This window comes from Brevundimonas sp. (assembly GCF_031412435.1).
Taxonomy (GTDB): Bacteria; Pseudomonadota; Alphaproteobacteria; order Caulobacterales; family Caulobacteraceae; genus Brevundimonas.
In genome coordinates this window covers 13245-26035 of sequence record NZ_JANODA010000050.1, presented here as the reverse complement: position 1 = coordinate 26035, position 12791 = coordinate 13245, and the positions used below count along the sequence as shown (strand labels likewise).

General features: G+C 67.1%; 14 protein-coding genes. 2 read left to right on the top strand and 12 right to left on the bottom strand.

The window, feature by feature from the left end:
• Positions 1-18: 18 nt before the first annotated feature.
• Complete coding sequence (locus RMO01_RS10130; RefSeq protein WP_309628929.1) at positions 19-1878, top strand: ATP-binding protein; 1860 nt, start codon at positions 19-21, stop codon at positions 1876-1878.
• Here RMO01_RS10130 and RMO01_RS10125 read toward each other — a convergent pair.
• Positions 1821-2285, bottom strand: coding sequence for a very short patch repair endonuclease (locus RMO01_RS10125; RefSeq protein WP_309628956.1), 465 nt, complete (start codon positions 2283-2285; stop codon positions 1821-1823). The genes RMO01_RS10130 and RMO01_RS10125 overlap by 58 nt on opposite strands.
• A gap of 101 nt (positions 2286-2386) precedes the next feature.
• Positions 2387-2872 (bottom strand): peroxiredoxin, encoded by a 486-nt coding sequence (locus RMO01_RS10120; protein WP_309628928.1) that lies wholly within the window; start codon positions 2870-2872, stop codon positions 2387-2389.
• Between the two features lie 135 nt (positions 2873-3007).
• On the opposite strand from RMO01_RS10120, the gene RMO01_RS10115 reads away from it, so the two are divergent.
• Complete coding sequence (locus tag RMO01_RS10115; protein WP_309628927.1) at positions 3008-3577, top strand: YqgE/AlgH family protein; 570 nt, start codon at positions 3008-3010, stop codon at positions 3575-3577.
• On the opposite strand, the gene RMO01_RS10110 is transcribed toward RMO01_RS10115, so the two are convergent.
• From RMO01_RS10110 to ctaD, 10 genes are all read right to left on the bottom strand, one after another.
• Positions 3574-5220 carry a bifunctional diguanylate cyclase/phosphodiesterase gene (locus RMO01_RS10110; protein WP_309628955.1) on the bottom strand — a complete coding sequence of 549 codons (1647 nt, stop codon included), beginning with the start codon at positions 5218-5220 and terminating at the stop codon, positions 3574-3576. The genes RMO01_RS10115 and RMO01_RS10110 overlap by 4 nt on opposite strands.
• Before the next feature lie 37 nt (positions 5221-5257).
• On the bottom strand, positions 5258-5845 hold the full coding sequence (locus RMO01_RS10105) for a GNAT family protein (RefSeq protein WP_309628926.1): 588 nt from the start codon (positions 5843-5845) through the stop codon (positions 5258-5260).
• Positions 5846-6014: 169 nt separating this feature from the next.
• Positions 6015-7226: a pitrilysin family protein gene (locus RMO01_RS10100; protein ID WP_309628925.1), complete on the bottom strand. Its 1212-nt coding sequence runs from the start codon at positions 7224-7226 to the stop codon at positions 6015-6017.
• A 50-nt stretch (positions 7227-7276) separates the two neighbouring features.
• Entirely contained in the window at positions 7277-7987 is a 711-nt protein-coding gene (locus tag RMO01_RS10095) for an SURF1 family protein (RefSeq protein WP_309628924.1), read from the bottom strand.
• On the bottom strand, positions 7980-8342 hold the full coding sequence (locus RMO01_RS10090; protein WP_309628923.1) for a DUF983 domain-containing protein: 363 nt from the start codon (positions 8340-8342) through the stop codon (positions 7980-7982). The genes RMO01_RS10095 and RMO01_RS10090 overlap by 8 nt, the downstream gene beginning before the upstream one ends.
• A gap of 41 nt (positions 8343-8383) precedes the next feature.
• The gene (locus tag RMO01_RS10085) at positions 8384-9256 is read right to left on the bottom strand and encodes a cytochrome c oxidase subunit 3 (protein ID WP_309628922.1); all 873 of its coding nucleotides are present in this window, start codon (positions 9254-9256) and stop codon (positions 8384-8386) included.
• Positions 9257-9300: 44 nt separating this feature from the next.
• A complete protein-coding gene (locus RMO01_RS10080; protein ID WP_309628921.1) occupies positions 9301-9870 on the bottom strand; it encodes a cytochrome c oxidase assembly protein in 570 nt (189 codons plus the stop codon).
• A complete protein-coding gene (locus RMO01_RS10075) occupies positions 9870-10076 on the bottom strand; it encodes a hypothetical protein (protein ID WP_309628920.1) in 207 nt (68 codons plus the stop codon). Before RMO01_RS10075 ends, RMO01_RS10080 begins: the two co-directional genes overlap by 1 nt.
• 2 nt (positions 10077-10078) lie before the next feature.
• On the bottom strand, positions 10079-11041 hold the full coding sequence (gene cyoE / locus RMO01_RS10070; RefSeq protein WP_309628919.1) for a heme o synthase: 963 nt from the start codon (positions 11039-11041) through the stop codon (positions 10079-10081).
• A gap of 65 nt (positions 11042-11106) precedes the next feature.
• Positions 11107-12786, bottom strand: a complete 1680-nt coding sequence (ctaD, locus tag RMO01_RS10065) for a cytochrome c oxidase subunit I (protein ID WP_309628918.1) — start codon at positions 12784-12786, stop codon at positions 11107-11109.
• Positions 12787-12791 lie beyond the last annotated feature (5 nt).

Sequence of the window (12791 nt, the reverse complement as noted above, 5' to 3'; positions counted from 1 at the left end):
CGCCGCCGGCGCAAAGCCTTGCTGCAGCGCCTCGCCATGGGCGTAGCCACCGCCATGGTCTTCAGCCCCTTGTTCGGCTGGACCTTCTCGAGCCTGTGGGTCAGCGTCTATTTCGCTGTCCAGTTGCTGGACCTGATCGTCTTCGGCCCCATCAACAGCGGCAAGGTCGAGCGGATGGGCCCGGTCCGGTCCGCTGCCGGCGTGGTCATGCTCTTCCTCAACGCCGCCGCCTTCGGCAGTCTGTCCATCCCGCTGTGGCTGACCGGCGGTCCCATGGGCGGGGTCTGCGCCGCCGTCCTGGCCGCCTCAGGCGCCATCTATGGCGTGATCAACTCACCCCGTTCGAAGCAGGTGTTGGCGATCACCGTCACGCCGCACTTCCTCTACATGCTGGCCACGCCGTTCTGGATGGCCTGGTACGGCGCCACGACCCATTTCGTGACCGCCGCCACGATCGCCTTCCTGGTGTTCGGCGTCTACTGCCTGTCGACCTGGGAGCGAATGAACAAGGCTGCCGAAGCCGAAACCGCCGCCCGCCTGGACGCAGACCATCGTCGCGCCGAGGCCGAACGCATCATGGCCGGCCGATCCGTCTTCCTGGCCACCGTGGGCCACGATCTGCGCACCCCGATCAGCGCGATCCTGACCGGCGCAGCCGAGCTGGAACGCGGCGCGACCGACGGCGCCGCTCGCGCCCAGGCCGCCCTCATCACCGACGCCGGCATCATGATGAAGGCCCTGCTCGACGATCTTCTGGATCATGCCAAGCTCGATGCCGGGCGGATGACGGTCGAGACCGTCGACTTCAACCTGCGCGGAATTCTCGCCCAGACCCTGATGTTCTGGCAGGGTGAGGCCCGCGCCAAGGGCCTGACCTTGCGGGTCGAAGGTTCCGCCAGCATGCCGCACTCGGTCAAGGGCGACCCCATGCGCCTGCGTCAGGTGCTGAACAACCTGATCTCCAACGCCATGAAGTTCACGACCGAGGGCTCGGTCACCCTGCGCCTGTCGGCCTGGTTCGAGGAGCCGTCGCACTACGCCATCCTGATCGAGGTGGCCGACACCGGTCCCGGCATGACGAACCAACAGCTGACCCGTCTGTTCACCCCGTTCGACCAGACCGCCGAAGGCGTCAGCGCCCGCCACGGCGGCACAGGTCTGGGCCTGAGCATCAGCCGCGACCTCGCCGAACTGATGGGAGGTCGTCTGACCGCCCGTAGCCGTCCGGGCGAGGGCGCCGCCTTCACCCTGTCGCTCCTGCTGCCGCGCGCCGATGACGTCGTTGTCGCCCCCAAGGGTTTCAATGAGGAGAGCCGGGGCGACATCGTTCGCAGCCTGGCGCCTCGCGCTCCGCGACCGGCGATGCCTGCGCCCTCACCGGTCGTGGGAGCTCCTCCACCGGTCGTCGAGCCCGGGATCGAGGTCACAGCCATCGAAAGCAGCAACGATTTTGACGAGGACGCCGACCGTCCCCTGCGCGTCCTCGTCGTCGACGACCACGACATCAACCGCCGCGCGGTGGAGCTGATCCTGGCCCCGCTGGGCTGCGATATCGCGACGGCCGCCGACGGCCTTCTGGCCCTGGCCCTGTGCGAGGCCTCGGCTTTCGACGTCATCTTCATGGACGTGCGGATGCCCGAGCTGGACGGTCGCGAAACCACCCGCAGGCTCCGCGCCGGCGAAGGACCGAACGCGATGATCCCCGTGATCGCCGTCACCGCCGACACCTCGCCCGACGATATCGCCGCCTGCATGGCCGCCGGCATGACCTATTTCGTTTCCAAGCCCCTGACTCCGGCTGCCCTGCTCGGCGCCCTCAGTCACGTCCTGGCCGGCGAGGCCTCCGACGCCGAAGAGGCCGAGACCGCCGCCGCCTGACCGGTCACCTGGGCAACCAGTTTCGCCCCGGCGTCCGCTGCCTTCAGATCGCACTCCCACACCGTGACCACGCGCCAGCCGGCGTGGGTCAATCTGGCGATGACCTCGCGATCCCTGGCGACATTTCTCGCCAGTTTGGCGGACCAGTAGTCGGCATTGGCCTTGGGTTTTCGCGACCCCCGCGCGCAGTCGTGACCGTGCCAGAAACAGCCGTGCACGAAGACGACGGTCCGCCTCCCCTGCATCACGATATCCGGCCTGCCGGGCAGGCCTCGCCCGCCCAGCCGATAGCCGATCCCCGCCGCGCGCAGCATCCGCCGCACCGCGATCTCGGGCGAGGTGTCGCGCCCCTTCACCCGACGCATGACGGCGCTGCGCTTCTCGGGTGAATAGACGTCGGTGGTCATCGACACCTCGCGCTCAAGCAGTGAGCCGCCGCGCGGCGAGCGATAGCGCTCTTGAGGCCGCGCTCAAGCAGCGAGCGACTGCGTCGCGGACGGTGGCGCCCCTAGAGCTGCGCGAGCAGATGCTCGGCTGAGGACACCTTGAATTCGCCGCCCTGTTCGATGTTCAACTGGGTGACGACGCCGTCCTTGACCAGCATCGAATAGCGCTGCGAGCGTTCGCCCAGGCCAAAACCCTTGCCGTCCAGGACGAGGCCGACGGTGCGGGTGAAGTCGCCGTTCCCGTCGGCCAGCATGACCACGTCGTCGGGCGTCAGGCTCTGGCTCTCGGCCCAGGCGTTCATGACGAAGGCGTCGTTGACCGACAGACAGGCGATCACATCCACGCCCTTGGCGGCCAGCTCAGCCTTGTTGTCGACATAGCCGGGCAGGTGGCGCGCCGAGCAGGTCGGGGTGAAGGCGCCGGGCACGGCGAACAGGGCGACGGTCTTGCCTGCGAAGAACGCGTCTGTCTGGACAGGTTTCGGGCCTTCCGGCGTGCCCTGCGACAGGGTGGCCGAGGGAATGCGGTCGCCGATCTGGATCGTCATGGAAGGCTCCGGGAGGTCTTTGAATAAGGCGCGTGCGCCGACTTCGGTCAGATAGGCGCACCGCCGGCCCTCGCCAAGCGCGAACGTGATCCGCCCCGCCTTGCGGAACGGCGCGGTCGCACCGATCATTCAGTCATGGACGAATTCCAATCCCTCGCCGGCCGGCTTCTGGTGGCCATGCCCGGCATCGGCGATCCGCGCTTCGAACATGCCGTCATTCTGGTCTGCGCCCACGGTCCGGACCATGCGATGGGCGTGCGCGTCGACCGCCCGGCCCCAGGGATCGACCTGAAGGCCGTACTGACCAGGCTGTCGGTCAAGGCCCCCGACGCCTCCAAAGGTCGCCCCGTCATGGTCGGCGGCCCGGTGGAGAAGGAGCGCGGTTTCGTCCTTCACACCGACGACTGGATGATCGACGACACCTCCACGCCTTTCGGTCAGGGTCTGGCCCTGACCGGCACGCGCGAGGCCCTGGCGGCCATGACCGACCCCCTCACCGGCCCGCGCCGCTCGACCTTACTGCTGGGCTATGCCGGCTGGGGCGACGGCCAACTGGAAGAGGAGCTGGGCGAGAACGTCTGGCTGACAGCCGACGCGGATCTGGAGCTGCTGTTCGACACCGACTTCGACACCAAATGGGCCCGCGCCTTGGCAGGACTCGGGGTCGATGCCGCCATGTTGTCGGGGCAGTCGGGAAGGGCCTAGCCCGAACGCGCCTTCAACGGCGCGACGCCGTCGGACAGGCTTTCATTGAGGTAGACTTCAGCCTCCTGCGCCGGCAAGGCGGGCGCATAGCCGAAGCCCTGACCATAGTGGCAACTGGCGTCGAGCAGCAGGGCCGCCAGCCCGGCGTTCTCCACTCCTTCGGCCACGACCTCGAGGTTCAGGTCGCGACCCAGGTTGACGACCGACTTGACGATCTTCGCCGAGCCCTCGTCCTTGTCCATCGTCAACACGAAATAGCGGTCAATCTTGAGCGTATCGAACGGCAACCGCGCCAGATAGCTCAGCGACGAGAAGCCCGTCCCGAAGTCGTCCAGCGCCAGCGAAGCCCCGACGTCCTTCAGCTTCTGCAGGATCACGGCGGCGGACGCCGTGTCGCGCATGATGTCGCCCTCGGTGACCTCCAGCTTCAGCGCGCCCCTGGGCAGGCCCGTCTCCTGGATCACCCGCGCCACGTCCTCGATCAGGTTCGGCCGTTCGATCTCGCCGACCGACAGGTTGACGCTGCAGAACAGCTTGCCGGCCGAGGGGTGGCGCTTGAGCCACTCCGCCAGCTGGCGCGCCGACTGGGTCATCATCATCAGGCCCAGATCGTTCATCAGGCCCATCTCGTCGGTCAGCCCCAGGAACTCGTCCGGCGGCACCAGTCCGCGCTTGGGGTGGCGCCAGCGGGCCAGGGCCTCGAACCCGGCCACGGCGCCGGTGTTCAGGTTCACGATCGGCTGGAAGAAGGGTTCGATCTCGCCGCGCACGAAGGCGTTGCGCAGATCAGCCTCGAGCGCGAGACGGCTGAGCGAGTCGCTCTCCATCGCCCGGCCATAGGCGGCGCAGCCGCCGCGCCCGGCCTTCTTGGCGGCGCCGACGGCCAGCTCTACCCGGCGCAGAAGCTCGGCCGCGTCCGGCGCGTCCGGTCCGCCCTCGAAGGTCACCGAGCCGATCGAGACGGTCGGATAGATGTCGAAGCCCGCGACCCGGAGCGGCTGTTCCAGCGCGTCCCTGAGGCGATCGGCGGCGTTGCCGACGCCGCGCGGCACCAGCACGGCGAACTCGTCCTCGCCGATGCGTGCGGGGTTGGCGTCGAACGAGAAGGCGGCGGCCATGCGCGATCCCAGTGCCGAGATCACCATATCGGTGCGCTCGTGGCCCAGGGCCTCGTTGAGGCGGCGGAGGCGGTCGATGTCGGCGACGACCATGTCGTATTCGCCCGGCGCGGTCAGGGCCTCAGCGGCCCGCCCGAGGAAGCTCTTGCGGTCCAGAAGGCCCGTCAGCATGTCCTTGTCGGATCCCGCAATCTTGGTCTCCAGCGCCACCATCCCGGCAGCGCGCAGCCCGTCCTCCAGCCAGACGCCGCGCCACAGGCAGGTCTCGGACCCACGCATGCGCAGGCGCACGGCGACCTCGGTCCCCTCGGCGGCGGGTTTCAGGATGCGTTCGGCCAGTGACCGGTCCTGCGGCAGGGCCAGGGCGATGAAGGCTGCGCCCGAACATTCCGGAGCCAGAGGGCCGAGGCCCAGCGAACGGGTCGCCCCTGTGAAGCGGATTGAATCCTCGCCTGGCGTCCAGATCCACAGGGCGGAATCTGCGGCGGCCAGCGCCTCGATGGCCGTGGTCGCGTCCCAGGTCATGGTGCGGGGTCGCGGGGTCACGGGTGCAGGCGTTCCTTCAGGACACGGCGACGTCGTCCGCCACGAGGCCGAACAGAACATGATCTGCCCATGCGCCGTTAATTTTAAGATAAGCTCGCGCCTCGCCCTCCTTCACGAAGCCGGCTTTTTCCAGCACTCGCCGTGATCCGAGGTTGGTCGGCAGGCACGACGCCTCCAGCCTGTGCAGGCGCGCCGAGCGGAAGGCGAACCCCGTCATGGCCTTTACGGCGGCGGTCGCGACGCCACGCCCCGCGAACGGCTGTCCGACCCAGTAGCCCAGGGTTCCGGTCTCCGCGACGCCGCGCCGCACGTTCGACAGGGTGATGGCGCCCATCAGGGACCGCCCCTGCGCATCGAAGATAAAGAACGGCCAGGCGTGGCCCAGCTCCATCTCGCGCGCATAGACCCCCAGTCTGCGCCGATAGGCCGCCCGGGTCAGGTCGTCGTCGGGCCAGGACGGCTCCCACGGCTGCAGATAGTCCCGCGAATGCTCACGAAGATCGGACCAGGCCGAATAGTCGCCCGTGCGCGGCGGCCGCAGCAGGACGCCTGCCCCCTCGACCACGGGACCGGTCGCATCCGTCATCCAGTCCAGCAGGGCCATGGAGAGAGAGATAGCGCGAGCAGACGCTCGAAGGCGAGATCAAATCCTCCCCCGTCGGGGGAGGGGGACCGCGAAGCGGTGGAGGGGGCCTGCGTCACATGCCGGAATCCGGAGCTGCGCCCTCCGCCCCTGCGCTGCGCTCCGTGCCACCTCCCCCAACGGGGGAGGACTACTGAGCGACTCTTTCAGCGAACGCCCGTCCTGCCGGCGCCGCCGCCTTTGGCCCCAGCACCGCCGTCGCCGCCTTGCCGGACGACAGGATTCGCTCGCCGACCTCCTTCAGGTCCGCAGCCGTCGCCGCCTCCATGCGCGCCGCCGTATCGTCTGAGGGCACGGGCGCGCCGAACATCAATGTCTGGGCGGCGCTGCGTCCCGCGCGGCTGGCCGGGCTCTCGTCCGACATCCACAACCCGCCCTTGAGCACCGCCTTTGCGCGCGACAGCTCGGCGTCGGTCGGTCCCTTCAGCGTCAGGTCCCGCATCTCATCGGCGCAGACCTGGGCCAGTTCGACTGCCCGGTCCGCCGTTGCCCCGGCGTAGATGCCCAGCACCCCGCCGTCGTCATAGGGCTCCTGATAGGCGTCGATCGCATAGGCCAGGCCGCGCTCCTCGCGCGCGCTCTGGAACAGGCGCGACGCCATGCCCCCGCCGAGGATTTCCGTGAACAGCCGCAGCGCCGGGATCGCCGGATCGCCCGCCGCCAGCGACGGCAGCTGGAACACCAGATTGGCCTGTTCGATCTTGCGCGTCAGGGCAGCCGTGCCGCCGACGAACGATGCCGCTTCCGGCGCATCGGCGGGCTGGGCCACCGCGTCACCGAACCAGCGCTCGGCAAGGGCCAGCAGCTCGGTCTCGTCGACCGCACCCGACACCGCGACCACCATCCGGTCGGGCGAGTAAAGTCGCGCGCGCCAGTCGCCAATGGTCGTGCGATCGACGGGTTTCAGGCTCGCGATAGACCCCAGGATCGGTCGCCCCAGCGGCTGGCCCGAGAAGGCCATGGTCTGGGCCATCTCGAAGACGTGGTCGTCGGGGGTGTCGAAGGCCTCGGCGATCTCCTGGGCCACGACGTCCTTCTCCCGCTCGATCTCGGCGGAATCGAGCGTGGGGCGGAAGACCAGATCCGATACGACCTGCATGGCCAGACCCAGCGACCCGTGCAGGGCCCGGATCTCGAAACTGGTCCGCTCGTATCCCGTCGCGGCGTTGATCGACCCGCCCTCGGCCTCGATCCGTTCGACGATGTCGCGCGCGCCCATGTCGCCGGCGCCCTTGAAGACCAGATGTTCGAGAAGATGGGACCAGCCCGAACGCGCTTCGGTTTCCCATCTCGCCCCGCCCTTGACCGCCACGGTCAGGGCCAGGGTCCGCAGGCCGGGCATGGGATCGCAGACGACGCGGACGCCGTTGGAAAGCGTGTGAAGGGTCGCAGTCAGGGGATGGGCCTTCTGTATCGGCGAACGAGCACGGCCACATAGAAACCCGCAAGGGCCAGCGCCAGTCCGTACCAGGTCAGGGCGTAGCCGAGGTGGCTGTTGGAGAAGGCGGCCGGCGGGGCCGAGGCGACCAGCGCATCGATCTCCGGATTGGGTGACGTCAGGGCGAACAGGGTGAACTCCGACGGCGCACCGGCCCCCAGTTGCATTGCGATGGCGGCGTTGTCCCGGCCGTAGAAACGGCCGTTCTCCGGCGCCGGGGTCATGCCGCCGGGTGCGGGCGATCGCCGCAGTTCAACCGCCATGGCCAGCGGCAGGGTTGAGTCCAGCACCCGGGGTCGCGCCGAAATGCTGTCGGCGAGGAACCCGCGATCGACGAGGAAGGTCTGGCTCATCCCCTCGGGCACGCAGGCCGAGAGCAACCGGCTGCCCGGCTGGCCGTCGTGGATCGTTTGGAGTTCGACGAACGGGGCCGTCGGCAGGCCGCGACACACCACCAGCGCCTTCCTGAACTCAGGATCGGCGGAGGTCAGCACCTCGGTCAGGAGTGCGGGCGGCAGCTGGGCGGCCGCTTCGGCCTGGGCGATCAGGCCTTCCTTCCAGGCCATCCGTTGCACCTGCCATGTGCCGAGCCCGCACAGGACCAGCACGCAGGCGGCGATGAACAGGGTCAGAAGAATCGGGAAGCGCTTCCTGGCTTCAGTCATCAGTGCGCGCCTGTCCGGCCCGATTGCGCATCTGCAGGGCGATCATCACCCCCTTGCCCGGCCGCATCAGCCCCAGCGACAGACCGACGACCAGCGGCAGGGCGACGATCAGCATGGCCCAGATAGGCGGATTGTAGGCGACCTGGACGAACAGCGCCCCGGACACCACCAGTCCCCCGGCGATCTGCATGATGAAGATCGCGGCCCCGTCGCCGGTGTTCAGCCGGGTGAAGTCGAAGCCGCAGACGGCGCAGCGCTCGACGACCTTGAGGAAGCCAGAGAACAGCGGGCCCTTGCCGCAGTTCGGGCAGCGACAAAGCAAACCGGCGCGGATCGGGTCGATCCGCGCCGGCATTGGGGTGTCAGGTTGGGGCGGACCGCTGTCCAACGCCGTCCCTAGCCGAACGTCACATAGACGAAGGCGAACAGGAACAGCCAGACAACGTCCACGAAATGCCAGTACCAAGCGGCGGCCTCGAAGCCGAAATGCTTCTGCGGCGTCATCTGGCCGGCCAGGAGGCGCAGCAGGCAGACGGCCAGGAAGATGGTGCCCAGCAGGACGTGGAAACCGTGGAAGCCCGTCGCCATGAAGAAGATCGAACCGTACAGGCCCGAGTTGGCGGCTTCCTCGTTGAAGAACAGGTTCTCATGCAGGATGTGCTGATACTCGTAGACCTGAACGGCGGTGAACAGAACGCCCAGGACCACGGTGATGATCAGGCCCATCTTTGCGCCGTTGCGATCACCGACCTGCAGGGCGTGGTGCGCCCAGGTCACCGTCGTGCCGCTGAGCAGCAGGATGACGGTGTTCAAGAGCGGCAGCTGCCACGGATCCAGAACCTCGATGCCCTTCGGCGGCCAGGTCGACCAGGCGGCGGCGGTGTCGGCCCAGTTGGAGACTTCCGGAATGTGGGCGCGGGCCTCGTTGAAGACCGCCATCTCGAAGAACATCCAGAAGAAGGCGGCGAAGAACATCACTTCCGAGGCGATGAACAGCACCATGCCGTAGCGCAGACCGATCGAAACCACGGGGGTGTGATCGCCGTTGCGGCTTTCCTTGATGACATCCGCCCACCAGCCGAAGGCCGAATAGAGCACGCCCGCCAGACCGGCGAAGAACAGCCACGACGTGCCTTCTTCAAGGCCGAAGACGCCCTTCATCCACGCCACGGCGCCGACCATCATCACCGTCACGGCGATGGAGGCGACCAGCGGATAAGGGCTGGGATCGACCAGGTGATAGTCGTGATGCGGAGCGGCGTGGGCCATGCGTCGGATCTCTGAATCGGCGAGAGAAGAAGGGTTTGAACGGGCTATAGCGTCGCCGCTTGGCCCGCGCCAGTGCTGGAAGCTTGATCGTCCGTCACCGGGTAGAATGTGTAGCTGAGTGTAATCTCGTTGACGCCCTCGACCTCGCGGTCATCGACCATCTCGGGCGCGATGAAATACTGCATCGGGAACTGGCGGGTCTCGCCCGCCGCGATCGTCTGATCGTCGAAGCAGAAGCACTCCAGCTTCTGGAAATAGGCGCCTGTCTGTTCCGGCACGACGTTATAGCTGGCGCGCGCCAGGATCGGCTTGTCCGAGGTGTTGGTGACGTCGAAATAGGCGATGCCGGTCTCGCCGATCTTGACCCGCTGGGTGACCTGCTCTGCCTTGAACACCATGGGCAGGCCGCGGACATTGGTATCGAAGCGGATGACCACCTCCCGTTCCAGGGTCTCTGTCGGCGCCTTGTCGGCTCTCATCGTCGTGCCGTTGAAGCCGGTGACCTGGCAGAACATTCGATACAGCGGCACCGCCGCGAAGGCAGCGCCGGTCATGGTGACGACGACGCCCGCGCACAGCAGGGCGATGAACTTCGCGGACCGGGGCGCCGCCATCAGTTGGACGCTTCCGACATAGAGGCCGGCTGAGCCGGCGCCGTCGCCATGGCGCGGTCCTGGGCCGTGCGGGCCGTCAGGTTCGCCTGCATGCGCAGGAAGGTCGTGGTGAAGATCAGAACGATGAAGCCCACCAGCCCCAGGGCGATCCACAGGCTGCGCTTGTTGCGGGCGGCGAGTTGTTCGGGAGTCAGATAGACGGGCATGGTCAGGTTCCGGAAACGACGAAGCTTTCGACCAGAAGGGCCGCGAACAGCGCCATCAGATACAGGATCGAGAAGGCGAACAGGTTCCGCGCTGGTTTGGCCTCGGCGCGGACGTCATACAATGCGGCCTCGCGTCCCACCGCCTCGGCCTTGTCGGGCTCATCCCCCGCCCGCGAACGCCACAGACGCGCGGCGAGGGCGAGGAAGCCCAGCCCCCCGAAGATCGAGACGACCTTGTAGATCATGCCGCCCATGCCGACGAAGCCAGGCGCGACCGCGACCGGCACGAAGATCAGGCTGTAGATCAGGATCTGCAGCCGGGTCGATTTCGCGCCCCTGGCCACGGGCATCATCGGGATGCCCGCCTTGGCGTAGTCGCCGGCCGAATACAGCGCCAGCGCCCAGCTGTGCGGCGGGGTCCAGAGGAAGATGATGGCGAACAACAGCCACGCCTGCCACGGCGCCGAGCCGGTCGCCGCGGCCCAGCCGATCACGGGCGGGAAGGCCCCGGCGGCTCCGCCGATCACGATGTTCTGGGGCGTCCGGCGCTTCAGCATCATCGTGTAGAAGACGGCGTAGTAGACGATGGTCATGGCCAGCAGACCGGCCGCGAACCAGTTCGTGTTCATGCCCAGCAGCATGACCGAAAAGACCGACAGGACGATGCCGAACGTAATGGCGTCGTTGCGCTTCAGGCGCCCCGCCGCGACGGGGCGTCCGCGCGTGCGACGCATCAGGGCGTCGGTCTCGCCCTCGATGGCCATGTTCAGCGCCCCTGCCGCGCCGGCGCCCACGGCGATGCACAGGATGGCGATGGCGGCGACCACTGGATTGATCGCGCCCGGCGCGACGACCAGTCCGGTCGCGGCGGTGAACACAACCAGCGACATGACGCGCGGCTTCAGCAGCTGGAAGAAGTCTTCCGGCTGGGTGGTCGACGGGGCGTTGAGTTCGGCTTGGGTCATCAAATGAGAGGGGCCGCCTCCCGGGATCGGAAGGCGGCCCTCATCCTAACACGGACAGGAAAGGCCTAGTGGCTGTCGTCCTTGACCACCGGCAGTTCGTTGAACTGGTGGTGGGGCGGGGGCGACGACAGGGTCCACTCCAGGGTGGTGGCGCCTTCACCCCAGGGGTTGGCGACGCCCGGACGACGACGCACGGCTGCCTCGACCAACATGACCAGGAAGACCACCACGCCGGCGACCGTGATCAGATAGCCGAACGAGGAGACCTGGTTCCACAGGGTATAGGCTTCCGGATAGTCGATGTAGCGGCGCGGCATGCCCTGCAGACCCAGGAAGTGCTGCGGGAAGAACACGATGTTCACGCCCACGAACATGATCCAGAAATGGGTCGCGCCCAGGAACTCGTTGTACTTCACGCCGAACATCTTCTCGAACCAGTAGTAGAAGCCGGCGAAGATCGCGAATACGGCGCCCAGCGACAGCACGTAGTGGAAGTGGGCCACGACGTAATAGGTGTCGTGCAGGCTGTAATCGATGCCGGCGTTCGACAGGACCACGCCGGTCACGCCGCCGACGGTGAACAGGAAGATGAAGCCGATGGCCCACAGCATGGGGGTCTTGAAGCTGATCGAGCCGCCCCACATCGTGGCGATCCACGAGAAAATCTTCACGCCTGTCGGCACCGCGATGATCATGGTCGCGGCGATGAAATAGGCGCGCAGGTTCACGCTCATGCCGACCGTGTACATGTGGTGCGCCCACACGATGAAGCCGACGAAGCCGATGGCGACCATGGCGTAGGCCATGGCGAGGTAGCCGAAGACGGGCTTCTTCGAGAAGGTCGAGACGATGTGCGAGATGATGCCGAAGCCTGGCAGGATCAGGATGTACACCTCGGGGTGACCGAAGAACCAGAACAGGTGCTGGAACATCACCGGGTCGCCGCCGCCGGCGGGATCGAAGAACGAGGTGCCGAAGTTGCGGTCGGTCAGCAGCATGGTGATGGCGCCGGCCAGGACGGGCAGCGACAGCAGCAGCAGGAACGCGGTGATCAGCACCGACCAGGCGAACAGCGGCATGCGGTGCAGGGTCATGCCCGGCGCGCGCATGTTGAAGATGGTGGTGATGAAGTTGATCGCGCCCAGGATCGACGAGGCGCCCGCGACGTGCAGCGAGAAGATCGCAAGGTCCATGGCCGGGCCGGTGTGCCCCATGGTCGACAGGGGCGGATAGATTGTCCAGCCGCCGCCGAAGCCCTTGCCTGGGCCGCCGTCGACGAACATCGACAGGCACAGCAGCACCCAGGCCGAGACCAGTAGCCAGAACGAGATATTGTTCATGCGCGGGAAGGCCATGTCCGGCGCGCCGATCATGATCGGAACGAACCAGTTGCCGAAGCCGCCGATCATGGCGGGCATGACCATGAAGAAGATCATGATCAGGGCGTGGGCCGTGACGGTGACGTTGTAACCGTGCTTCGAGGCTTCAACGATGCCCAGCTGCTGGATGATGCCGCCTTCGACGAAATACTGGATCCCCGGCTCGGCCAGTTCCAGACGAATCAGCCCGGACAGGAAGCCGCCCACGATGCCCGCCATGATGGCGAACAGCAGGTACAGGGTGCCGATGTCCTTGTGGTTCGTGGACAGGAACCAGCGGGTGAAGAAGCCCGGCTTGTGGTCGTGCTCCGCGTGGGCGTCGTGGCCCGGCGTTGCGTGAGTGTCGGCGGTGATGTCGGTGGCCATGTCGG